This is a genomic window from Pseudomonas pergaminensis, from assembly GCF_024112395.2.
Classification (GTDB): Bacteria; Pseudomonadota; Gammaproteobacteria; order Pseudomonadales; family Pseudomonadaceae; genus Aquipseudomonas; species Aquipseudomonas pergaminensis.
Genome location: NZ_CP078013.2, coordinates 657,719 through 680,027 on the forward strand (window position 1 = coordinate 657,719; position 22,309 = coordinate 680,027).

The 22,309-nt window shown below is 60.6% G+C and carries 14 protein-coding genes and 6 pseudogenes; 9 read left to right on the plus strand and 11 right to left on the minus strand.

Translation table 11 applies throughout. The features are described from left to right. Window positions 1-6 precede the first annotated feature (6 nt). The 4 genes from KUA23_RS02920 (at window position 7) to KUA23_RS02935 (ending at window position 2,789) form a co-directional block, all read left to right on the plus strand. Window positions 7-306 carry a PsiF family protein gene (locus KUA23_RS02920; RefSeq protein WP_017849707.1) on the plus strand — a complete coding sequence of 100 codons (300 nt, stop codon included), beginning with the start codon at window positions 7-9 and terminating at the stop codon, window positions 304-306. A gap of 207 nt (window positions 307-513) precedes the next feature. Next, window positions 514-1,527, plus strand: coding sequence for an AI-2E family transporter (locus KUA23_RS02925; RefSeq protein WP_078046638.1), 1,014 nt, complete (start codon window positions 514-516; stop codon window positions 1,525-1,527). Between the two features lie 60 nt (window positions 1,528-1,587). Beyond that, complete coding sequence (locus tag KUA23_RS02930) at window positions 1,588-2,166, plus strand: hypothetical protein (protein ID WP_252993420.1); 579 nt, start codon at window positions 1,588-1,590, stop codon at window positions 2,164-2,166. 23 nt (window positions 2,167-2,189) lie between these two features. Further along, window positions 2,190-2,789 carry a hypothetical protein gene (locus KUA23_RS02935; protein ID WP_078046640.1) on the plus strand — a complete coding sequence of 200 codons (600 nt, stop codon included), beginning with the start codon at window positions 2,190-2,192 and terminating at the stop codon, window positions 2,787-2,789. 61 nt (window positions 2,790-2,850) lie between these two features. Here KUA23_RS02935 and KUA23_RS02940 read toward each other — a convergent pair whose 3' ends face one another. Beyond that, window positions 2,851-4,119 carry an Hsp70 family protein gene (locus KUA23_RS02940; protein ID WP_078046641.1) on the minus strand — a complete coding sequence of 423 codons (1,269 nt, stop codon included), beginning with the start codon at window positions 4,117-4,119 and terminating at the stop codon, window positions 2,851-2,853. A 239-nt stretch (window positions 4,120-4,358) separates the two neighbouring features. Here KUA23_RS02940 and KUA23_RS02945 point away from each other — a divergent pair, with 239 nt between their 5' ends. Both KUA23_RS02945 and KUA23_RS02950 read left to right on the plus strand, forming a co-directional pair. Further along, a complete protein-coding gene (locus KUA23_RS02945) occupies window positions 4,359-5,297 on the plus strand; it encodes a DnaJ C-terminal domain-containing protein (protein ID WP_099493483.1) in 939 nt (312 codons plus the stop codon). 84 nt (window positions 5,298-5,381) lie between these two features. Continuing rightward, window positions 5,382-12,422: an NEL-type E3 ubiquitin ligase domain-containing protein gene (locus KUA23_RS02950; RefSeq protein WP_252993421.1), complete on the plus strand. Its 7,041-nt coding sequence runs from the start codon at window positions 5,382-5,384 to the stop codon at window positions 12,420-12,422. A 91-nt stretch (window positions 12,423-12,513) separates the two neighbouring features. Here KUA23_RS02950 and ureC read toward each other — a convergent pair whose 3' ends face one another. From ureC to KUA23_RS03000, 10 genes and pseudogenes are all read right to left on the minus strand, one after another. Further along, window positions 12,514-14,214, minus strand: a complete 1,701-nt coding sequence (gene ureC, locus KUA23_RS02955) for an urease subunit alpha (RefSeq protein ID WP_099493481.1) — start codon at window positions 14,212-14,214, stop codon at window positions 12,514-12,516. Between the two features lie 113 nt (window positions 14,215-14,327). Beyond that, a complete protein-coding gene (locus tag KUA23_RS02960) occupies window positions 14,328-14,633 on the minus strand; it encodes an urease subunit beta (protein ID WP_078046645.1) in 306 nt (101 codons plus the stop codon). Further along, window positions 14,630-15,163 (minus strand): GNAT family N-acetyltransferase, encoded by a 534-nt coding sequence (locus KUA23_RS02965; RefSeq protein ID WP_099493480.1) that lies wholly within the window; start codon window positions 15,161-15,163, stop codon window positions 14,630-14,632. Before KUA23_RS02965 ends, KUA23_RS02960 begins: the two co-directional genes overlap by 4 nt. Window positions 15,164-15,168: 5 nt before the next feature. Next, window positions 15,169-15,680 (minus strand): annotated as a pseudogene (locus KUA23_RS02970) (N-acetyltransferase family protein). 9 nt (window positions 15,681-15,689) lie between these two features. Then, window positions 15,690-15,992, minus strand: a complete 303-nt coding sequence (ureA, locus tag KUA23_RS02975) for an urease subunit gamma (RefSeq protein WP_003171437.1) — start codon at window positions 15,990-15,992, stop codon at window positions 15,690-15,692. Window positions 15,993-16,139: 147 nt separating this feature from the next. After that, on the minus strand, window positions 16,140-16,979 hold the full coding sequence (locus KUA23_RS02980) for an urease accessory protein UreD (RefSeq protein WP_252993422.1): 840 nt from the start codon (window positions 16,977-16,979) through the stop codon (window positions 16,140-16,142). Window positions 16,980-17,010: 31 nt separating this feature from the next. After that, on the minus strand, window positions 17,011-17,709 hold the full coding sequence (gene urtE / locus KUA23_RS02985; RefSeq protein WP_078046649.1) for an urea ABC transporter ATP-binding subunit UrtE: 699 nt from the start codon (window positions 17,707-17,709) through the stop codon (window positions 17,011-17,013). A 140-nt stretch (window positions 17,710-17,849) separates the two neighbouring features. Then, entirely contained in the window at window positions 17,850-18,683 is an 834-nt protein-coding gene (gene urtD, locus KUA23_RS02990) for an urea ABC transporter ATP-binding protein UrtD (protein WP_177409477.1), read from the minus strand. Next, window positions 18,680-19,302 (minus strand): annotated as a pseudogene (locus KUA23_RS30200) (ABC transporter permease subunit); the annotation flags it as partial. The pseudogene KUA23_RS30200 and the gene urtD, both read right to left, overlap by 4 nt. Continuing rightward, window positions 19,299-19,411, minus strand: a pseudogene (locus KUA23_RS03000) (EamA family transporter); the annotation flags it as partial. The pseudogenes KUA23_RS03000 and KUA23_RS30200, both read right to left, overlap by 4 nt. Before the next feature lie 119 nt (window positions 19,412-19,530). On the opposite strand from KUA23_RS03000, the pseudogene KUA23_RS03005 reads away from it, so the two are divergent. The 3 pseudogenes from KUA23_RS03005 (at window position 19,531) to KUA23_RS03015 (ending at window position 21,877) form a co-directional block, all read left to right on the plus strand. Continuing rightward, a pseudogene (locus KUA23_RS03005) lies at window positions 19,531-20,291 on the plus strand (AraC family transcriptional regulator). Between the two features lie 72 nt (window positions 20,292-20,363). Beyond that, window positions 20,364-20,661 (plus strand): annotated as a pseudogene (locus KUA23_RS03010) (PsiF family protein). A 200-nt stretch (window positions 20,662-20,861) separates the two neighbouring features. Further along, window positions 20,862-21,877, plus strand: a pseudogene (locus KUA23_RS03015) (AI-2E family transporter). Window positions 21,878-22,309 lie beyond the last annotated feature (432 nt).

Genomic DNA, 22,309 nt, shown 5'->3' on the forward strand with positions numbered 1-22,309 from the left:
AACTCCATGAAGATGCTGCGAATTCCGCTGTTGATGATGGGCCTGCTGCTGTGTTCCCAAGGTTTTGCCGCCACCGCCCAGCAAAACAAAATGACCACCTGCAACGCCGAAGCCACCACCAAGACGCTCAAGGGTGACGAGCGCAAGGCCTTTATGAAGACCTGCCTGTCGGCCCCGGCAGCCAATGACGCCAAGACCCTGACACCGCAGCAGCAGAAGATGAAGGATTGCAATGCGTCGGCGAAAACCAAGGCGTTGACCGGCGATGCGCGTAAAACCTTTATGAGCACCTGTCTCAAAGGCTGATCACTCGTTCGCGAACGCCGCAGATCGAGTGTGGGAGCTGGGCTTGCCCGCGATACAGGCGCCTTGCTCTGTCTTGTACACCGCGGCGAGGCCATCGCGGGCAAGCCCGGCTCCCACACTTGATCGCATTCACAACCGACCCACTCGCTTGATTCCCTCAAGGCTGGCAGACTGCCCATCCTTTAACGCCGTTCGTTTTGAGGCTGTATGCCAACGTTTTCTCAACGTCACGTGATATTGCTGGCCAGCTACATCATCATTTTCGGCGGGTTGCTGCTGGTCCTGCCGCTCAAATTGCTGCCCAGCCTGCTGGCCGGCCTGTTGGTCTATGAACTGGTCAACATGCTCACCCCCCAACTGCAGCGATTGATCGAAGGCCGGCGCGCGCGTTGGCTGGCGGTGGCGTTGCTCGGCACCCTGATCGTCAGCGTGCTGACCCTGATTTTTGCCGGCGCCATCAGCTTCCTGCTCCACGAAGCGGAAAACCCCGGGGCGTCCCTCGACAAATTCATGGGCGTGGTCGACCGCGCGCGCGGCCAGTTGCCGCCGTTCCTTGACGCCTACCTGCCCGCCAGCGCCGCCGAGTTCCGCGTGGCCATTGGCGACTGGCTGAGCAAGCATTTGAGCGAGCTGCAGCTTGTGGGTAAGGATGCTGCCCACATGTTCGTCACCTTGCTGATCGGCATGGTGCTCGGTGCGATCATCGCCCTGCAGCGCGTGCCCGACCTGACCAAACGCAAACCCTTGGCCGCCGCGCTGTTCGACCGCCTGCACCTGCTGGTCCAGGCGTTTCGCAACATCGTCTTCGCGCAAATCAAGATCGCCGCGCTCAATACCGCGTTCACCGCCATATTCCTTGCTGTGGTGCTGCCGCTGTGCGGCATCCACCTGCCGCTGACCAAAACCCTGATCGTGCTGACCTTCCTGCTCGGCCTGCTGCCGGTGATCGGCAACCTGATGTCCAACACCCTGATCACCATCGTCGCGCTGTCGTTGTCGATCTGGGTCGCAGTGGCGGCGCTGGGTTACCTGATCGTGATCCACAAGGTCGAGTACTTCCTCAACGCGCGGATCGTAGGCGGGCAGATCAGTGCCAAGTCGTGGGAATTGCTCCTGGCGATGCTGGTGTTTGAAGCCGCCTTCGGCTTGCCGGGCGTGGTGGCGGGGCCGATTTACTATGCGTACCTGAAAAGCGAGTTGAAGCTCGGCGGGATGGTTTGACGCAATAACTGAAGCGCTGTTGCTTCGTGGACTTTAAAGGGACTTAGAGGGATCCAAGTTGTGAGCGACAATATCTATGCTCCACCAACGGCAGAGTTGTCTGAGGCGGTAAAGCCCGCTGCCGAGTTCTATGTCATTTCCCAGAAAAAGCTGATGATTCTGAGCCTGCTCAGTTTTGGGCTGTACACCTATGTCTGGGCGTATAAAAACTGGAGCCTGTACAAGAAAGCCAACCAGGCCGATATCTTGCCGTTGGCGCGCGCGTTCTTTTTTATCTTCTTTGTGCACAAGCTTTACCGCCTTGCCTACCGGCGGGTGGTCGAGAGCGGCCGAAAATTCGATTTCGATTTTGAGCAATGGGCCACGGTGTTTGTGGTGGTGACTGTGGGCGCCAACGTGTTCGACGCCGTGGCTGCGCGCGTCGAGGCGTTGTTTGCCTATAAAAGCCTGACGCTCCTGGCGCTGCCTCTTTGTGCCTACATCCTTCAACAATCCCAGGCCCTGATCAATTTTGCCGCCGGCGACCCGGAAGGTCAGAGCAACGCTCGGTTCAATCCGTGGAACTACTTGGTGATCGTGCCCGGCATTGTCATGTGGGGCCTGACATTTCTTGGGCTATGGGTGATCTATTTTCGCTAGCCCCCCGCAAAAAGGACTGCTCCATGAACAAGGAATTTAGCGTCGTACTCCTCGCCATCGGCTTTTCGGCACTGGTCGGCTGTTCCGCAGCCGGTGTCGTGGCCAGTTCCGATCCACGGCAAAAGTTGGCTGACGCCGACGCGTTGCTGGATCAGGGGCGGCCATTGCCGGCCGAGCGCTTGATTGCCGAGGCCGTGCAACGGTGCACGGCGGCCGGGGATCAGTTGTGCCTGGCGGACGCTTATCGCGGGTATGGATTGTTTTTCATGTCGTCGGCGTTGGCCAGCCAGAAGGACCGCTATACGACCCAGGGCTTTCGTGACACCACGGCGACCTACGAACAGCGCTACGTGAAAGCCAATGAGTACTTGGAGAAGTCCCGGGCGATCTATGCCCAGGCCGGGCGGTTTGAGGTGGTGACTAATCTCAATTTGAACCGAGGCTTTGCCTACGAGATGGCGGGGGATAAGTCGGCGGCTTGCCAGGCCTATGTTGATAGCCTGGCGGCAAGCCGGGAGAACGCGCGGCTCAAACCGGGCGCCGTGATCCAGGTGCCGGCCAAGTACGGGACATTTGAGCGGTACATCGGCGTGCAAAAAGCGCGGGTGGGGTGTGGCGCTTAGCATCTTGGGCCGAACTGAGTCTTTGTGGTGAGCGGGGTAAGCCCGCTCACCACTCGACAGATCAGTTTCCGTAACGCTTGCTGGCCTCAATCGCCAGGCCACTGCCGATACTGCCGAAGATATTGCCTTCCACATGCCGTGCATTCGGCAACATCGCCGAGATGCTGTGGCGCAGTGCCGGGATGCCGCTTGAACCACCGGTGAAGAACACCGTGTCTACCTGTGCCACGCTCACCGACGCATCGTTGAGCAACTGCGTGACGCTGTTGCGCACGCGCTCCAGCAAGCCGTCGATGGCCGATTCAAATAGCGTCCGGCTCAGTTCCACGCTCAACCCTGGCTCAACCCGATCCAGCAGCACGTGGCGGCTGTCTTGGTGGGTCAGCTGGATCTTGGTTTCTTCCACTTCCATGGCCAGCCAGTGCCCGGCGCGCTGTTCGATCAGCTTGAACAGGCGGTCGATGCCACCGGTGTCTTCGATGTCGTAGCGCATACTGCCCAATGCCAGCTGGGATTTTTGCGAGTACACCGAGTTGATGGTGTGCCAGGTGGCCAGGTTCATGTGGTGGCTGGTGGGCATGTAGGCACCGCTTTTCATGCGGCTGCCGTAGCCGAACAGCGGCATCATCCCTTGCAGGCTCAACTGCTTGTCGAAGTCGGTGCCGCCGATGTGCACGCCACCGGTGGCGAGGATGTCGCTCTGGCGGTTGTCGTTGTGGCGACGGTCCGGGGACAGGCGCACCAGGGAGAAGTCGGACGTACCCCCGCCGATGTCGACGATCAGGACCAACTCTTCCTTTTCAATGGTGGACTCGTAGTCGAACGCCGCTGCAATCGGCTCGTACTGGAACGAGATGTCCTTGAAGCCGATCTTGCGTGCCACGTCGACCAGGGTGTTTTCGGCTTCCTGGTCGGCCATCGGGTCGTCATCGACGAAGAACACCGGGCGGCCCAGTACCACTTCTTCGAACTCACGCCCGGCATTGGCTTCGGCGCGGCTCTTGAGCTGGCCGATGAACAGCGCCAGCAGGTCGGTGAAGGGCATCGCGGTGCCCAGCACGCTGGTGTCGTGCTTGATCAGCTTGGAACCCAGCAGGCTCTTGAGCGAGCGCATCAACCGGCCTTCGTAGTTTTCCAGGTATTCATGCAGGGCCAGGCGGCCGTACACCGGGCGGCGCTCCTCGAAGTTGAAGAACACCACCGACGGCAACGTGATCTTGTCGTCCTCCAGCGCGATGAGCGTCTCCTCGCCGGGGCGGATCCAGCCGACGGTGGAGTTGGACGTGCCAAAGTCGATGCCGCAGGCACGGGCTGGGGATGGGTTTTTCATGATCTATCGGGTTCCGGTTGAAAAACGGCCGCGCAGTGTATGCCAGTCGAAGGCGGATGCGTAGGCCGACTATCCGCTAAATCGTGCTTGAAAGTTGGGTATTTGCCCCCACATCTGCTGCATACGGCTAGTGCCGATAACACTTTGACGCACCCCCAGGCCACAAGATTCAACAAGTGCAATGCAGCGCACGCTGTGCCCTGGGCGGTGCGATCTCGATTAAGGATGGTGAACCGCCGATGGATTTCAAAGACTACTACAAGATATTGGGTGTCGAGCCGAGCGCCGATGACAAGGAAATCAAGGCTGCCTATCGAAAACTCGCACGCAAATATCACCCGGATGTGAGCAAGGAAAAAGACGCCGAAGCCAAGTTCAAGGACGCGTCCGAAGCCTATGAAGCGCTTAAAAGCGCCGATAAGCGCGCCGAGTACGACGAGCTGCGCAAATACGGCCAGCATGGCCAGCCGTTCCAGGGCCCGCCGGGCTGGCAGAGCCGTGGCGGCTTCGGCGGTGGCGGTGGTGGCGAGGATTTCTCGGACTTCTTCAGCTCGATCTTCGGCTCGCGCGGCGACGCCTTTGGTGGCGGCCAGCGCCGTCCTGCCGGGCGCAAAGGCCAGGACGTCGAGATGCAGCTGTCGGTGTTCCTGGAAGAGACGCTATCCACCGAGTCCAAGCAGATCAGCTTCCAGGTGCCGCAGTACGACGCTTCGGGGCGTCACGTCAGCAACACCACCAAGAGCCTGAACGTGAAGATCCCCGCCGGTGTGGCCGACGGCGAGCGTATCCGCCTCAAGGCGCAAGGCGCCCCCGGTATCGGCGGTGGGGCCAATGGCGACCTGTACCTGATCATCAAGTTCGCGCCACACCCCAAGTTCGAAGTGGACGGCGAAAACCTGATCATCAACCTGCCCCTGGCCCCGTGGGAGTTGGCGCTGGGTGCTGAAGTGCAGGTGCCGACGCTCACCGGCAAGATCAACCTCAAGGTGCCTGCCGGCAGCCAGAACGGCCAGCGCATGCGCGCCAAGGGCCATGGCCTGCTGAACAAGGCCGGGCAGCGCGGTTACCTGTTCGTGCAGCTCAAGGCGGTGATGCCCAAGGACAGCAGCGATGAGGTCAAGGCGCTGTGGCAGGAACTGGCTGCCAAGGCGGCGTTCAACCCGCGCGAGGGGTTCTGATCGGCCCGGTGGGCTAAGCATCTACCGCGGCCAGCGGTGCCGGGCATGGTGTGCTGTCTCTCCCTTTGAACCAGGAGAGTCACTATGCCCGGCACACCATCGCCACTCCCGGCCACGCCAGCCAGTGCAAGTATCCACAACCCCCTGCTTGAGCAAGCCATCCCCGACTGGTTGATCCAGGCCACGCCACAACGGCGCCAGGCGGTGAAAGACGCGCCCGCCAACTTGCCCGACTGGTATCACCAGGCGTCCCCGGTCCAGCGCCAGGCAGTGGACACTGCGACGTTCGCCAGCTTCTCTTCGCAAACCCAACTCGACAAGGCCATGGCCGACCTGCAGGGCCTCGACGCGTTCGCCGCGCCGTTGCTCAGCCAGGCGTTGAAAGACGCCTTGAAGGTCACCCTCGACGTCAATAAGACCTTCCTGCGCCTGAACAAGACCATCACGTATGGGATCCTGCGCGAACGTGTCGGTACGTACCAGGTCTTGAACCTGTCGCTGTTGCAGGCCGCCATCCATAACTTCGAGGCCGCGGAGTGTGAGGCGGGGGCATTCGATGAGACCTCGGGGTTCGTGGTCGAAGGCGCCACCCCAGGCACCTTCGAGCCGTTGTCGACATCCCTGACGGTCCGCCAGTTTCTCAAGCTCTGTCGCGTGCTGAATATCGGCGCGCTCTATCAGCTGTACCTCAAGGGCTTTCTCTACCCCACGGACGCGGCGAAGGCAAAGGCCCTTCACGACCCATTCGTGGCCGCACAGAAAGACGCGATGCGCGCGGCGGCAGAAATGGCGCTGTTGAAAAAGGATATCGAGCCGGCCGACTACGACATGATCCTGTCGGTGATCGCGGGCGAAATGAATCCACGCCTGAAGGGTAAGCGCGTGTGGTTTCGCGACCTCCAATTGATGAAGCACCGCTTGACCGGCTGCGTAGTGTTCAGCATCAGTGACAAGTACGCCTACAGTGATGAATTCATCCTCTATGTACCGCAAGACCCGCAGTCACCGCTCAAGCGCTACTCTCTCGGCCAACTGCGCGAGCAGTTCAAGCGCCAGTTCACGGCGCGTGACTTATCTGTATCAGGGCCGACCGCCTACCAGCGTTTTTTCAGCCAGTTCGTCGACTACGCCGACCTGCCGGATTATTTCAGTCAATTCACCCAGAACGGACCGGATAAAACCTTCGATCAGTCCTTTGCACCTTACGCTCCGCTGCTCAATATGGTTGTAAAGGGCTTAAACCCCTGGGGTGCTTTCAACGAGCTGCCCCCGCCGGATGCGGTGGTCCAAGTGCCGGAGGATGACCCCTACCTCGACCCTCAGGGCATTGCGCGCAGGGGCCGCGGTATCTGGGCGGATAACGTCGACCTATGGGATTACCTGTTTGACCGGTATCGCGACAAGCTGCTGGGCGACGCACGCAGCCACGCGGTGTCGACGGCGGATGTGGATGCGAAGGTGCGCTCGCAAAAAATCGCCAGCCTGCTGAACATCGGCATGCTGGTGTTAGGTTTTGTGCCGGGTCTGGGTGAGTTGATGATGGTGGTGATTGCCGGTCAGCTGCTGTACACCGTGTTTGAGGGCGCGACCGAATGGAGCGAGGGCGACCGCAAGGCGGCCAAGGTGCACTTGGTGGATGTGGCGCAAAATCTCGCGTTGATTGCGGTGATGGGCGCGGCAGGGAAGGGGATTGGCAAGCTGGTGACGGTGAAGCCAGAGCCGGTTATCGAAGGCTTGAAACAGGTCGAGTCGAGCGATGGTCAGGCACGCTTATGGAAAACTGACCTCACGCCTTATGAAAGCCCCACCAAGCTACCCGACAGCACGGCGCCCAATGCCTTGGGGCAGTTTGTGGTCGACGGCAAGACCTACATCCGTCAGGACGGCAAGGTCTACGAGACGACGTTTGATGACACCCTGGAAGCTTGGCGCATCCGCCATCCCCACCGCGCCGATGCCTATGCCCCGCAGCTAGCGCACAACCACGAAGGCGCCTGGCAGTCTGAAGCCGACGCGCCGCTGACCTGGGACACGGACACGTTGTTGCGGCGTATGGGGTTGCCAGCGGAACCCGTGCCGGTCGGGCAGCGGGCCGATGCACTGTTCGCCAGTGGGGTAGAGCCAGACGCGCTGCGAGAGGCCCAGTTCAACCATGAGCCCACGCCGCTGATACTTGCCGACACTTTCAAGCGCTTTGCCCTGCACAACGAGCTCTCGCGGTTTATCGAGCAGATGAAAAGCCTCGACCCCGGAGTGTATGCCCAGGCGGACCCGGTGTTACAACTGGATCTGCTCAAGCGCCGAGGGATGCTCCCCAGCACATCGCCCTTGCGCGTCATCGACGCTGCCGGACGCACGCTCTGGGAGGATGCTGCCGCCGGCAACCGTCGCACCATCGTACTCAGCGCAAACCATCAGGCGCGGGGTGAGTTGCTGGAGCAAGTCTTGTACACCCTGCAAGGGGTTGATCCTGAACTCAAGGAGTTCCCGGGAACGCCTGAGGAATCTTTGTCTGCGAGGGCCGCAAAGCTGCGCCAGTACCTGGGTGATCAAGTGGAGGTCTTCAAGGCAGCTTTCCTGGAGGAGCGCTACCAGGCACTGACGGCAGCCGACGGCTCCCTGGAGGGCTACCCCAAGCTTCCCGGCGCGATAGCCTCCCGCTTGCTCGACGGTCTCAGTGCCGAGGAGCTGCAAACCTGGCGCACCAAGGCCATCCTGCCGGAACCGGTGGTGGAGCAGGCGCGCTGGTATGAGCAGGAGGCCCGCGTATCCCGCGCCTATGAAGGGCTGCTGCTGGACTCCCTGGCCGATGTCGACAGCTTGCGCCTGGCCCTGCGTACCCTGGAAACCTTGCCTGGCTGGCGCAGGGGCGTTCGTCTGGAGCTGCGCCAGTATTCGGAGCAGGGCACGTTGCTCGATGCCATTGGCAGTCCTGACCAGACTCAGGTGCGCAAACTGGTGCTGATGGAGAATGGCCAGTTCGTCGCCGCAATGCCCAGGGACTTTTATGAGGCGGTGTGGGAGGTGATGTCCCCGGATGAACGTCAACGGCTGGGGTTGACCGATACCCAACAGCTCAAGGCATTGATTCAGGCGTCACCACTGCCACGTGCACCGTTGCGCACCGTACTGTTGGAGCATCCGGTACGCAAGCCGGCCTATGATCCAGCGATGCGACTGCTGGGTGGTGGCCGCGGGTATGAACAACTGCTGGCCCAAGGAGTGAATGCGTTGCGCAGCACCCGTGCGCGGGTACGCAGTCTTTATCCGGCGCTGGATGAGCAGGGCATTTCGGCCCTGATCGAAACACTTGGAGACAACCCTCGTACGGAACTGGCGCGTCGAGAGACGGAGTACGCAGCCCTGGACAGTGAGCTCAACCAATGGGTCAAGGCACATACCCACCCGTCCTCAATCACGTTTTTCTACCGGCAGGCTGGAGGGATGCGGGCCTGTGCTGATCAAATCAGGCGATGCTGGCGACGCGAGACGGGCTCGTCCTTTCTTTTCAATATCGGTGTACCCGTGGAGATGCCGGCGCTGACAGCGGATTTCAGCCACATCGATCATCTGAAGTTGGTGGGGGTCAGCGTGGACAGTTCTACCCAAACCTTTCTTAAAAATTTTTCTCACGTAAAAACACTCAAGATCATCAACACCCAGATGACGCAGTTACCTGATGTCGTTTATGAAATGAGTCAATTGGCCCATCTGGACCTGTCTGGCAACAAGATTCAGCTGGATGCCAAAGGCGCCTCCACGCTCAGCGCCTTCACCCACATGCAGGTGCTGGACTTGTCCCAGAATCCTCTGGGCGTATTACCCGATTTCGCGGGGATGTCCCAGTTGAAGGCACTCAACTTGAGGTCCACCCGTATTGATCAATGGCCCACTGGCTTGGTAGGGAAAGCGCGTCTGACCTCCGTGGACTTGAGTAATAACAAACTAAGTGAGGTGCCCCAGGCCTATCTCAACCCATCCCCGGAGCAAGTCGAAGAGGTCGCCCGGCTCAACAAAGTGACACAGCTCTCCGGTAATCCGTTCCCTGACGACTATTGGCGTGTCCTGGATCGTTACTGGCAAACGCTTACGCAGGCACGCCCTGACCTGGTCGCGGACTTTGACGGCTATGCGTTTTACCTGAAAAACCCGCTGGTTGAGGAGGCGAGTCTCCTTTACAACCACTATAACGTTCAAGACGCCAGGGAGTTTGTCTGGGGATTGGGCGACGGCGCGCAAGCGGAACTGGCCAGTCGCAGGCTGGCGTTCGATCAGTTGCAGCAACAGTTGAACACTTGGGCATCGGCTGGGGGCAATCAGAGCACCAGCAGCGGTGCCGCCCGTTACGTGCGAACCGCACAGCGCGAACTCAATGCTGCGGACAGTGATCATCGCTACATCGCCAGGACTCGTATCCTGAAGTGCTGGCGAGGTGATGCGCCACAGGAAACCGCAGCAGACGGCACCCAGATCGGCATTCAGTTGGACCTGAGCGGGCTGACTTTGCCGACCCTGCCGGAGCTGGACGCCGACTTCAGTCATGTCGGCTCGCTCAAGTTGACCCATATGAACCTGGTGGCTTCACCCGAGGGCATGCTGCGACGCTTTCGTAACGTGCGCTGGCTGGACCTTTCAAACAACCAGTTGCGCGAGCTGCCGCCGGCGCTCGGTGAAATGCATGGCTTGACGCGTTTATTCCTGCACAAAAACCGGCTGCGTCTCACCCCGCAAACCGCCCAGGTACTGTCCGAGCGCACGTCTTTGCGTGCATTGAGCCTGAGCGCAAACCCCCTTGGCATCACGCCGGATTTCAGCCGGATCCCGGACATGCGCAACGTGTTCATGAGCCACGCCAACCTTGATAGCTGGCCGACCGGCCTGGGTGAGCAGCCGCTGCTGTATAACCTGGATTTGCGCAACAATCAGTTCACAACCCTTCCCGATGAGGTCATTGCACCGTCGGATGAGGAACTGGCGGCAAGCAACCGCGTCAGCCGAGTCACCAATATCGGCAACAACCCCTTATCGGAGCAAACTCGCCAGCAGATCAGTGCGTACGGTGAGCGACTGGAGCGGGCAGGCCTGGCATCGCCGGACAACCCCAACCGTCTGGTCGCCACGGCGTTGGACATTGGCGGGTCCATCAGGGTGAAACTGCCCATGTCCCTGGCGCCTTTCAAGAGGTGGGCCCGCGGTATGCCCGAGGGGCAAGTGGCGCAACGCAAAGCCCAGTGGCAGGGGTTGCGTGAACAACCGGCAAGCAACGGGTTCTTTGAGGTCCTCAGGGACTTGGAACCCGCAGCTGATGGCCAGGAGGACCTGCAGCGCAGGGTCTGGGAGGTCATCGACAGCATCACTGAAAACAGTCCGGAATCCGAAAAGCTGCGCACGCAAATGTTTGAATGGGCCGGCCGTGCAGCGTGTTGCGACCGCGCGGCGCTGTCGTTCAGCAACCTGGAAGTCATGACCCTGGTCTACCGGGCCAGCACCCAGGCGCTGGACGTGAGTCAGGGCCCCTCGCTGCTGACACTGTCCAGGCGCTTGTTTCGCCTGGATGAGGTGGAAAAGATCGCCCTGGCCGATATCGATCAGCGGCGAGCCGCTATCAACGCACAACCCGGCTTGAGTGAGTCTGCCAGGAATCGGCAACTGGAAATGCTTGAAGAAGTCGAGATCAAGTTGGCCTACCGCGATGGCCTCAAGGACCGACTGGATCTGCCGGGTCAACCGCAGCACACGCGGTTCACTTCTATGGGGGGCGTCACGCCTGCCATGCTGGACAGCGCCTATGAAAAAGTTGTCGCCTTGAATGACTCGCCTCAGGAACACCAGGCCCTGCTGAGCCGGGAATTCTGGAACGATTACATCACCCATAAATACCAGGCCCAGTTCGAGGCGTTGAGCCAGCCGTTCCACGATCAACTGGCTGCCCAACACGCCGATTTTGAAGCGAAACTGCTGTCCAGTTCCGCTCACGAGGCCAAGGCGAAGAGCCTGCAGGCGCAGTTGGCGATCAAGGAAGCCGAGTTGATAGACACGCTGACCCGAAAGGAAATCGCTGAAGCGCTGCTGCCACGGGGAAACCTGGAGGCGTTGGAGAACACAACGCCTGAATTACAGCTCGCCAAGGCGCACACCATCGAGTTCAATGGCCAACAGTATTTTATTGCGAGCATGCCCGATGCCGGCGATGGTATGCACTACGTGTTGAGGGTGCAGGCGCCGGACAATCCGTTTGCCCTGGTCACCAGTGGGATTATTGCCAAACCCGATGCCGCCGGGCTTTGGAAGCGCAGAGGCTTGATTGGAGGGATGAGGCCAGAGGGTTCTCCGGACGTGTTTGAAGATGCTCTCGAGTCTATGCAAGTGACGCCCTACACGGCAGACGAACTCGATTTCATGCGGCGCAATGTTCACTGGATGACTCAGGAAAACGAACTGGGAGCCTATAACCGCGCCAACAATGGTAAGTACCCACTCCGGGATCTACAGGGCAGGCCGATACGTATACGAAGTCTGGAGACCGAGGTTTCTCTGGTCTCGGGCTCTACCTACACGTCGGCGCAGATCAAGCCTTACATCCTCTTTGAGGGGTATGAGCGCGTGGGGGCCTTGTATGAGGAGAAACTGCAGTGGCGCAAATTTACCGCCGATGATGTGAAAGTGCCCGGAGAAAGAGCCTTGATCGGACAGTCCATGGTGGTCGCCAACCGGCGTATTGCCAAAGGCGAGATCGTCGGCATTTATGGCGGAGTGATTATGCCCGATGGCTTTGGGCTTGAGACGGCGAATACGTTTGGGGTGGTTGTCTCCCCAAAGCCCCGACCCGGCACCGTCGGTATGTCGCCCAACCCGACCTATCTGGTGGGGGATACCATCATCTCCAGGATCAATACCCATTTCGACTACGATCTTGACGGCAAACCCGTGAAGCAGGCAGCCAGTGGATATAACGTCGAGACCGCGGCTTTCGATATTCAAGCCGAACACCCTGCCAGCCGCCCAGGCAAGCTGACGCCCTATCTGTTGAATGTGGTATTTGCGACCGAAGATATTCCTGCGGGCGTCGAGTTGCGCGTTGACTACGGGTATTCAGAGGAGGATATCAAAATCAAGTTTGGCTGATACGGTGGTTGACGTTCATCCCTGAAAGCGTGGCGTTGCCGCCCTCGTGGGAAGGGGCCAACGCCGAGCCGCGTCAATCACCGGCGCAGGCTCAAAACAGAAAGTAACGCTGGGCCATCGGCAACGACTCAGCCGGCTCGCACCACAGCAACACGCCGTCGGCCTTGACCTGGTAGGTCTGTGGGTCGACGTCGATGTGCGGCAGGTAGTCGTTGTGGATCAGGTCGGATTTCTGCACGGTGCGGCAGCCTTTGACCACGGCGATCTGCTTCTTCAAACCCAGCGCTTCGGGCAGGCCGGCCTCCATCGCAGCCTGGCTGATAAAGGTCAGGCTGGTGGCGTGCAGCGAGCTGCCGAAGCTGGCGAACATCGGGCGGTAGTGCACTGGCTGCGGTGTCGGGATCGAAGCGTTGGCATCGCCCATCAGGCTTGAGGCGATGGCGCCGCCCTTGAGAATCAAGGTGGGTTTTACGCCGAAGAAAGCCGGTCGCCACAGGACCAGGTCGGCCCACTTGCCCACTTCGATCGAGCCGACGATATGGCTGACTCCGTGGGTGATCGCTGGGTTGATTGTGTACTTGGCGATGTAGCGCTTGGCGCGGAAGTTGTCATTGCCTGGGCCGTCACCGGGGAGCGGACCACGTTGTTTTTTCATCTTGTCGGCGGTCTGCCAGGTACGCGTGATCACCTCGCCGACGCGGCCCATGGCCTGGCTGTCGGAGCTGATCATCGAGAACGCGCCGAGGTCGTGCAGGATGTCTTCGGCGGCGATGGTTTCGCGGCGGATACGGCTTTCGGCGAAGGCCACGTCTTCGGCAATGCTCGGGTCCAGGTGATGGCAGACCATCAACATGTCGAGGTGCTCATCGATGGTGTTGCGGGTGAACGGCCGCGTCGGGTTGGTTGAGCTCGGCAGCACATTGGCGAAACCGCAGGCCTTGATGATGTCCGGTGCGTGACCGCCACCGGCACCTTCTGTGTGGTAAGTGTGGATGGTGCGGCCCTTGAGCGCGGCGAGGGTGGTTTCGACAAAGCCGGACTCGTTGAGGGTGTCGCTGTGGATCGCCACTTGCACGTCGTAGTCATCGGCAACGCTCAGGCAGTTGTCGATACTCGCGGGGGTGGTGCCCCAGTCTTCATGCAGCTTCAAGCCGATGGCGCCGGCCTTGACCTGTTCGATCAACGGCTCCGGCAGGCTGGCGTTGCCCTTGCCGGTGAACCCGATGTTCATCGGGAACGAATCGCTGGCCTGGAGCATGCGCGCAAGGTGCCACGGCCCGGAGGTACAGGTAGTGGCGTTGGTGCCGGTGGCAGGGCCTGTGCCACCACCGATCATGGTGGTGACGCCGCTGGTCAGCGCTTCTTCGATCTGCTGCGGGCAGATGAAGTGCACGTGGCTGTCGATGCCGCCGGCGGTGAGGATCATGCCTTCGCCGGCGATCACTTCGGTGCTGGCCCCGATGGCCATGGTCACGCCCGGTTGGATGTCCGGGTTACCGGCCTTGCCGATCGCATGGATACGACCGTTCTTCAGGCCGACGTCGGCCTTGACGATGCCCCAGTGGTCGATGATCAGCGCGTTGGTGATCAGGGTGTCGACCACTTCATGGGCGAGCAACTGGCTTTGGCCCTGGCCATCACGGATGACTTTACCGCCGCCGAATTTGACTTCTTCGCCGTAGACCGTGAAGTCCTGTTCGACCTCGACAAACAGTTCGGTGTCGGCCAGGCGGACCTTGTCTCCGACGGTGGGGCCGTACATGTCGGCGTAGGCTTGGCGGCTGATTTTCATGTGGTTGCCCTGATAAATATGTGTTGAATGTGAATCCGCTTTCGCGAGCAAGCCCGCTCCCACAGTTTGAAATGCATTCTAAGTGTGGGAGCGGGCTTGCTCGCGAAGAGGGCCTAAAGATCACCCATAACTCGACCTGCAAACCCAAATACCCGTCTCCCACCGCTCAAGTCGACCAACTCGATTTCACGACTCTGCCCCGGTTCAAACCGCACCGCCGTCCCCGCCGGAATGTTCAAGCGCATGCCACGGCTCGCCGCGCGATCAAACGTCAGCGCGTCATTGGTCTCGAAAAAATGGTAATGCGAGCCCACTTGAATCGGCCGGTCGCCGCTGTTGGCCACACTGAGGGTGACGGTGCGGCGGCCGACGTTGAGTTCGATATCGCCAGGCTGGATCTGATATTCACCAGGAATCATGCAGGTTGCCCCAGGGTCTTGAAGTAGATGGCGGTCGGGCTGTAGCGCCCGTCCGGGCTTTGGCAGTAGTCGGGCAGTTCACCGATCTTGGTGTAGCGCAGCGACTGATAAAAGGCCTCGGCCGGGGAGCCGGCCTCGGTGTCCAGGTACAACAGGCCGCGCTTGTGTTGGCGTGCGGCAAGCTCCAGGGTGTTCATCAACTGCTGGCCCAGGCCATGGCGTCGGGCGCTGCTGTGTACCAGCAGCTTTTGCACTTCGGCACGGTTGAGGCCGTTGGCCTTTTGGCACAGGGCCAGTTGCACGCTGGCGATCACCCGTTCGTCGCGCACCACCACCCACAGCAACAAGCTGGCGTCCTCGATGCTGGCTTGCACGCCTTGGAGGTAGGCGCGGGCCTCGGCCTCGTCGAAGTCCGCCATGAAGCCGACCGAAGCACCGTGCTTCACCGCGTCCAGCAACAGCTCGATCAAACCCAGGCGGTAGTGGGCAAAACTTTCTGCATTCACTCGACGCAGTTGCGTAGCGTTCATCGACTTCACTCCTTGGGCGGTTCCGCGCCCGGTTCAAGGCCAGTTGCATGAAGGTCAGGTCCAGCCAGCGGCCGAACTTGATGCCGACCTGGGGCATTTGCCCGGTGGTGATGAAACCCTGGCGCTCATGCAGGCGGATCGAGGCGAGGTTGCCGCTTTCGATGGCGGCGACCATCACGTGCTTGCCGCATGTGCGTGCGCGTTCGATCAGGGCTTGCATCAGCAATGGGCCGAGGCCCTTGCCGCGTTGGTCGCTGCGCACATACACCGAGTGCTCGACGCTGTAGCGAAAGCCTTCGAACGGCCGCCAGTCGCCGAATGAGGCGTAGCCGGTGACCTCGCCATTTTCGACACTGACCAGGATCGGATAACCCTGGGCGTGGCGTGCACTGAACCAGGCCTGGCGATTGCCCAGGTCCACCGGTTGTTCGTTCCAGATCGCCGTGGTGTTGAGCACCGCGTCGTTGTAGATGTCGCGGATCGCCGGCAAGTCGTTTTGGGTTGCGTCACGAATCATGGCCGGGCCTCAGGCGATGGGTTGGTGGACGGTGACCAGCTTGGTGCCGTCGGGGAAGGTGGCTTCCACTTGGATATCCGGGATCATCTCCGGGATGCCTTCCATTACCTGTTCGCGGCTGAGCAGGGTGGTGCCGTAGTGCATCAGGTCGGCCACCGTGCGGCCATCGCGGGCGCCTTCCATCAAGGCTGCGGAGATATAGGCGATGGTTTCCGGGTAGTTGAGCTTCACACCGCGCGCCAGGCGACGCTCGGCCACCAGGCCTGCGGTGAAGATCAACAGTTTGTCTTTTTCCCGTGGGGTCAAATCCATGGTTCAAGGTCCTTGAAAAACAGCATTCTTAATTACCACAGAGATCCCATGTGGGAGCGGGCTTGCTCGCGAAAGCGGTGTGTCAGTCGATGCGTCTTTACCTGGTCCACCGCTTTCGCGAGCAAGCCCGCTCCCACATTTAGATCGTCATGTGCTCCAGATCCGGGGTGAAACCGCCTCTCGCCCAAGCACCGCCGGGCGCAACAGCCGCCATAAATCAATCAACCATCCCCGCGCCAGCAACGCTTCACTGGCCAGGCAGCGGGCGACCAGCAGGCCGGGCAGTTGGGTCAGGTCGCCGCGCACTTCATGGGGCAGGGCGCGACAGGTGTCGAGTAATTCGGGGTCTACGTCGCCGGTCAGCAACAGGGTCGCAAATACCGGCTGCCCATCCAGGCCGATGGGCGAGTCGAGCAAGCCGTCGGCGCCCACAATGCGCTGGCGCTCATGCCAGAGCAACTGGCCGTCGCGACGGATATCCAGGTGCGATTGAAAGTGGCCCAGGTCAAAACGCTCTCCACTGGCCGGGCGACCCAGTGCGACCACATCCCAGTAGAACAAGCGGGCATCGCCTTGCAGCTCGATGCGCGTGGTGAGTTCGGCCTGGGCGGCGCTGAATACGATGGTTTCCTGGGGCAGCCATTCCAGGGTGGCACCCGCTTGCACGGTGAGGTCCAGTTGCTGGTAGGCCGGGCCGCTGGCCCGATACCACTTGGCCGCGCCGGGGCTGGTCAATTGCGCCCAGGCACCCGCGCCGACATGGGCGCTGATGTCCAGGCGATCACCGCCGGCAATCCCACCGGGCGGGTGCACGATGATGTGCTGGCACACCTCGGGGCCTTCGGCGTAGAGGTGCTTTTGCACCCGCAGCGGACCGCGATGGCGACGCATCACCGGGCGTGTGGTGTCGCCGAAACGCGCGTAGCCGAGTTCCAGCTCGGCGTGCCAGCTGGGGGTGAACAGGGCGGGAGTAACGGGCAGATTCATGTTTTTTGACTTATCAATAGGACGCTACAGGTTAGATGGTAACCAGCCCGCGTACACCTTCACTTTCCATATTTTCACCTCGGCCTTGCTGCACGATTTCACCACGGGACATCACCAGGTATTGATCCGCCAACTCGGCGGCAAAATCGTAGAACTGCTCCACCAGCAGAATCGCCATATCGCCACGGGCCGCGAGTTTCTTGATCACCGCGCCGATCTCCTTGATCACCGAGGGCTGGATGCCTTCGGTGGGCTCGTCGAGGATCAGCAGGCGCGGGCGGCTGGCCAACGCTCGACCGATCGCCAGTTGCTGTTGCTGGCCACCGGACAAATCGCCGCCACGTCGATGCTTCATTTGCAGCAGCACCGGGAACAGTTCGTAGATGAAAGCGGGCACTTCCTTGGCTTGCGAGCCCGGAAAACGCGAAAGCCCCATCAACAGGTTTTCTTCCACCGTCAGCCGCCCGAAGATCTCCCGGCCTTGTGGCACATAGGCGATGCCCGCGTGCACACGCTGGTGCGGCTTGAAACCGGTGATCGCCTTGCCTTCCCAATTCACCGCGCCTTCTTTGGCCGGCAGCAGACCCATCAGGCACTTGAGCAAGGTGGTCTTGCCCACGCCGTTACGGCCGAGCAGGCAGGTGACTTCGCCGACCTTCACCTCAAAGGACAGCCCGCGCAGGATGTGGCTACCGCCGTAGTACTGGTGCAGCTTGTCGACTTGCAGCATTCTCAAAACCTCCTCGGTTCCCGTTTGGAAACCGGATCAAATGTGGGAGCTGGCTTGCCTGCGATAACGGTGTATCAGTTACACCGAGTTGCCTGTATCGCAGGCAAGCCAGCTCCCACATAAAGCAGTCCGTGTCCGGCTCAGCGACCGAGGTACACCTCGATGACGCGTTCGTTTTCCTGCACCTGTTCCAGCGAGCCTTCGGCCAGCACGCTGCCCTGGTGCAACACGGTCACGTGGTCGGCAATCGAGCCGACAAAGCCCATGTCGTGTTCGACCACCATCAGCGAATGCTTGCCCGCCAGGCGCTTGAACAATTCGGCGGTGAAGTCGGTTTCGGCGTCGGTCATCCCCGCCACCGGTTCGTCCAGCAGCAACAGCTGCGGGTCCTGCATCAGCAGCATGCCGATTTCCAGGAACTGCTTCTGGCCGTGGGACAGCAACCCCGCCTGGCTCTGCGCCAAGGCGGTGAGACGCAGGGTGTCGAGCACCTCGTCGATACGGTCTTTCTGCTCGCCACTCAGGCGCGCGCGCAGGCTGGCCCATACGGATTTATCGGTCTTCTGCGCCAGCTCCAGGTTTTCGAACACGCTCAGGGCTTCAAACACCGTGGGCTTCTGGAACTTGCGGCCGATGCCAGCCTGGGCGATCTGCACTTCGCTCATGCCGGTCAAGTCCAGGTGTTCGCCAAACCAGGCGGTGCCATGGCTGGGGCGGGTCTTGCCGGTGATCACGTCCATCAGCGTGGTCTTGCCGGCACCGTTGGGGCCGATGATGCAGCGCAGTTCGCCAACGCCGATGTAGAGGTTCAGGTTGTTGAGGGCCTTGAAGCCGTCGAAGCTGACGCTGATGTCTTCCAGGGTCAGGATGGTGCCGTGGCGGGTGTCCAGGCCCTTGCCGGCGGCCTGGCCAATGCCGATGGCATCGCGGCCGCTGCCTGCATCGAAAATAGGTTCAAGCATGACGTTCCTCATTTCTTCAGCAGGCCGATGACGCCCTTGGGCAGGTAGAGGGTGACGATGATGAACAACGCCCCGAGGAAGAACAGCCAGTATTCCGGAAGGCCACGGTGAACCAGCTTTTCATGCCGTTCACCACGCCGGCACCGAGCAACGGGCCGATCAACGTACCGCGCCCACCCAGGGCACCCACACGGCGGCTTCGATGGAGTTGGTTGGCGACATTTCGCTGGGGTTGATAATGCCCACTTGCGGCACATACAGCGCCCCGGCCAAGCCACACAGCACGGCGCTCAACACCCACACGAACAGCTTGAAGCCACGCGGGTCGTAGCCGCAGAACATCAGGCGGTTCTCGGCATCGCGCAGAGCCGTCAACACCCGGCCGAACTTGCTCTTGGCCAGGCGCCAGCCGATGAACAGGCTCGCCACCAGCAACAGCACCGTGGCCACGAACAACACGGCGCGTGTGCCTGGCTCGGTAATGCCAAAGCCGAGGATGCTGCGGAAAATTGGTAAAGCCGTTATTGCCGCCAAACCCGGTCTCGTTGCGGAAAAACAACAGCATCCCGGCAAAGGTCAGCGCCTGGGTCATGATCGAGAAATACACGCCCTTGATCCGCGAGCGGAAAGCCAGCGGTAAAAGCCGATTTCCGCCGGGAAGATCGAGCCCACGGCCAGTTTATTGACGACGGTGTTGCCGGCCCAGATAAAATGGCCAGCAGGGGATAAGCGTATTGCATCGAAAGGAACCAGGTGTGTTGATGAGGGCGGGATTATCCATTGTCTGGAATCGAAGCCTATACTGCGATCCAGACAACCGACCTCTGTATCCAGACAATATGGCAAGCACAATGTACGCCTGGCGGATTTTCCCCCGGCTGCCGAGCCCGGTGTACTTCCGTTATTCGGATTTCGCCCCGGACACCGAATGCACCCCGCACCAGCATTTATGGGGCTCGCTGGACTACTCGCCAGCGGCGTGATGCGCATGGAAGTGCGGCAACCGCTTCATGTCACCGCCGCAATACGCCTGTGGGTGCCACCGCATACCGAACACAGCTCCTACAATGCCGAGGCAATTGTCTACCACTCGGTCGGGTGGCGCCGGAACTCTGCGAGCAGTTGCCGCAGCAGCCTTGCACCCTGCCATCAGCGACATCCTCAAGATCCTCAGCGGACTTCGCCAGCGCGATGTGAACATGCCGCAGGACTGAGTCCGACATCCGCCTGGCCCAGGTGCTGGTGGACCAGCTCAAGCAAGCGCCGATTCATGAGTGTTTCTTGCCCTACGCCCGTCACCCCGGCTGCTCGGCGTGCTGGAAGGCCTGCAGGCCGACCCCGGCGACAACCGCCCGCTGGCGCATTGGGCCGAACAGGTGCACGTGAGCGAGCGCACCCTGGCGCGTCAGTTTGTGCGCGAGCTGGGCATGAGCTTTGGCGAGTGGCGCCAGCGCTTGCGTTACCTGGCGGCCATCGAGGCCCTCGACAGCGAACGCAGCGTGCAACATGTGGCGTTTGAACCTGGGCTACAGCACCGCCTCGGCGTTTATCGCCATGTTCCAGCGCCAGGCCGGCTGCACCCCTGAGCAGTATCGACGGACACACATCCGCGGCCGATGAAGATGTAACAAGCTTTGACTACACTGCTGGGTAGGCCGTGCCCCCCGGTGCGGTAACAGGGAGAGAAACTCCATGAAGATGCTGCGAATTCCGCTGTTGATGATGGGCCTGCTGCTGTGTTCCCAAGGTTTTGCCGCCACCGCCCAGCAAAACAAAATGACCACCTGCAACGCCGAAGCCACCACCAAGACGCTCAAGGGTGACGAGCGCAAGGCCTTTATGAAGACCTGCCTGTCGGCCCCGGCAGCCAATGACGCCAAGACCCTGACACCGCAGCAGCAGAAGATGAAGGATTGCAATGCGTCGGCGAAAACCAAGGCGTTGACCGGCGATGCGCGTAAAACCTTTAAGCACCTGTCTCAAAGGCTGATCACTCGTTGCGAACGCCGCAGATCGAGTGGGGAGCTGGGCTTGCCCGCGATAACAGGCGCCCTGCTCTGTCTTGTACACCGCGGCGAGGCCATCGGGGCAAGCCCGGCTCCCACACTTGATCGCATTCACAACCGATCCCTCGCTTGATTCCCTCAAGGCTGGCAGACTGCCCATCCTTTAACGCCGTTCGTTTTGAGGCTGTATGCCAACGTTTCTCAACGTCACGTGATATTGCTGGCCAGCTACATCATCATTTTTCGGCGGGTTGCTGCTGGTCCTGCCGCTCAAATTGCTGCCAGCCTGCCTGGCCGGCCTGTTGGTCTATGAACTGGTCAACATGCTCACCCCCAACTGCAGCGATTGATCGAAGGCCGGCCGCGCGCGTTTGGCTGGCGGTGGCGTTGCTCGGCACCCTGATCGTCAGCGTGCTGACCCCTGATTTTTGCCGGCGCCCATCAGCTTCCTGCTCCACGAAGCGGAAACCCCGGGGGTCCCTCGACAAATTCATGGGCGTGGTCGACCGCGCGCGGCGGCCAGTTGCCGCCGTTCCTTGACGCCTACCTGCCCGCAGCGCCGCCGAGTTCCGCGTGGCCATTGGCGACTGGCTGAGCAAGCATTTGAGCGAGCTGCAGCTTGTGGGTAAGGATGCTGCCCACATGTTCGTCACCTTGCTGATCGGCATGGTGCTCGGTGCGATCATCGCCCTGCAGCGCGTGCCCGACCGACCAAACGCAAACCCTGGCCGCCGCGCTGTTCGACCGCCTGCACCTGCTGGTCCAGGCGTTTCGCAACATCGTCTTCGCGCAAATCAAGATCGCCGCGCTCAATACCGCGTTCACCGCCATATTCCTTGCTGTGGTGCTGCCGCTGTGCGGCATCCACCTGCCGCTGACCAAAACCCTGATCGTGCTGACCTTCCTGCTCGGCCTGCTGCCGGTGATCGGCAACCTGATGTCCAACACCCTGATCACCATCGTCGCGCTGTCGTTGTCGATCTGGGTCGCAGTGGCGGCGCTGGGTTACCTGATCGTGATCCACAAGGTCGAGTACTTCCTCAACGCGCGGATCGTAGGCGGGCAGATCAGTGCCAAGTCGTGGGAATGCTCCTGGCGATGCTGGTGTTTGAAGCCGCCTTCGGCTTGCCGGGCGTGGTGGCGGGGCCGATTTACTATGCGTACCTGAAAAGCGAGTTGAAGCTCGGCGGGATGGTTTGACGCAATAACTGAAGCGCTGTTGCTTCGTGGACTTAAAGGGACTTAGAGGGATCCAAGTTGTGAGCGACAATATCTATGCTCCACCAACGGCAGAGTTTCTGAGGCGGTAAAGCCCGCTGCCGAGTTCTATGTCATTTCCCAGAAAAAGCTGATGATTCTGAGCCTGCTCAGTTTTGGGCTGTACACCTATGTCTGGGCGTATAAAAACTGGAGCCTGTACAAGAAAGCCAACCAGGCCGATATCTTGCCGTTGCGCGCGCGTTCTTTTTTTATCTTCTTTGTGCACAAGCTTTACCGCGCTTGCCTACCGGCGGGTGGTCGAGAGCGGCCGAAAATTCGATTTCGATTTTGAGCAATGGGCACGGTGTTTGTGTGGTGACTGTGGCGCCAACGTGTTCGACGCCGTGGCTGCGCGCGTCGAGGCGTTGTTGC

Bases quoted from the DNA above. Each gene is read 5' to 3' on its own strand.
- KUA23_RS02920 (WP_017849707.1), top strand. From the start codon at position 7: ATGAAGATGCTGCGAATTCCGCTGTTGATGATGGGCCTGCTGCTGTGT.
- KUA23_RS02925 (WP_078046638.1), top strand. From the start codon at position 514: ATGCCAACGTTTTCTCAACGTCACGTGATATTGCTGGCCAGCTACATC.
- KUA23_RS02935 (WP_078046640.1), top strand. From the start codon at position 2,190: ATGAACAAGGAATTTAGCGTCGTACTCCTCGCCATCGGCTTTTCGGCA.
- KUA23_RS02940 (WP_078046641.1), bottom strand. From the start codon at position 4,119: ATGAAAAACCCATCCCCAGCCCGTGCCTGCGGCATCGACTTTGGCACG.
- KUA23_RS02945 (WP_099493483.1), top strand. From the start codon at position 4,359: ATGGATTTCAAAGACTACTACAAGATATTGGGTGTCGAGCCGAGCGCC.
- KUA23_RS02950 (WP_252993421.1), top strand. From the start codon at position 5,382: ATGCCCGGCACACCATCGCCACTCCCGGCCACGCCAGCCAGTGCAAGT.
- ureC (WP_099493481.1), bottom strand. From the start codon at position 14,214: ATGAAAATCAGCCGCCAAGCCTACGCCGACATGTACGGCCCCACCGTC.
- KUA23_RS02960 (WP_078046645.1), bottom strand. From the start codon at position 14,633: ATGATTCCTGGTGAATATCAGATCCAGCCTGGCGATATCGAACTCAAC.
- KUA23_RS02965 (WP_099493480.1), bottom strand. From the start codon at position 15,163: ATGAACGCTACGCAACTGCGTCGAGTGAATGCAGAAAGTTTTGCCCAC.
- ureA (WP_003171437.1), bottom strand. From the start codon at position 15,992: ATGGATTTGACCCCACGGGAAAAAGACAAACTGTTGATCTTCACCGCA.
- KUA23_RS02980 (WP_252993422.1), bottom strand. From the start codon at position 16,979: ATGAATCTGCCCGTTACTCCCGCCCTGTTCACCCCCAGCTGGCACGCC.
- urtE (WP_078046649.1), bottom strand. From the start codon at position 17,709: ATGCTGCAAGTCGACAAGCTGCACCAGTACTACGGCGGTAGCCACATC.
- urtD (WP_177409477.1), bottom strand. From the start codon at position 18,683: ATGAGGAACGTCATGCTTGAACCTATTTTCGATGCAGGCAGCGGCCGC.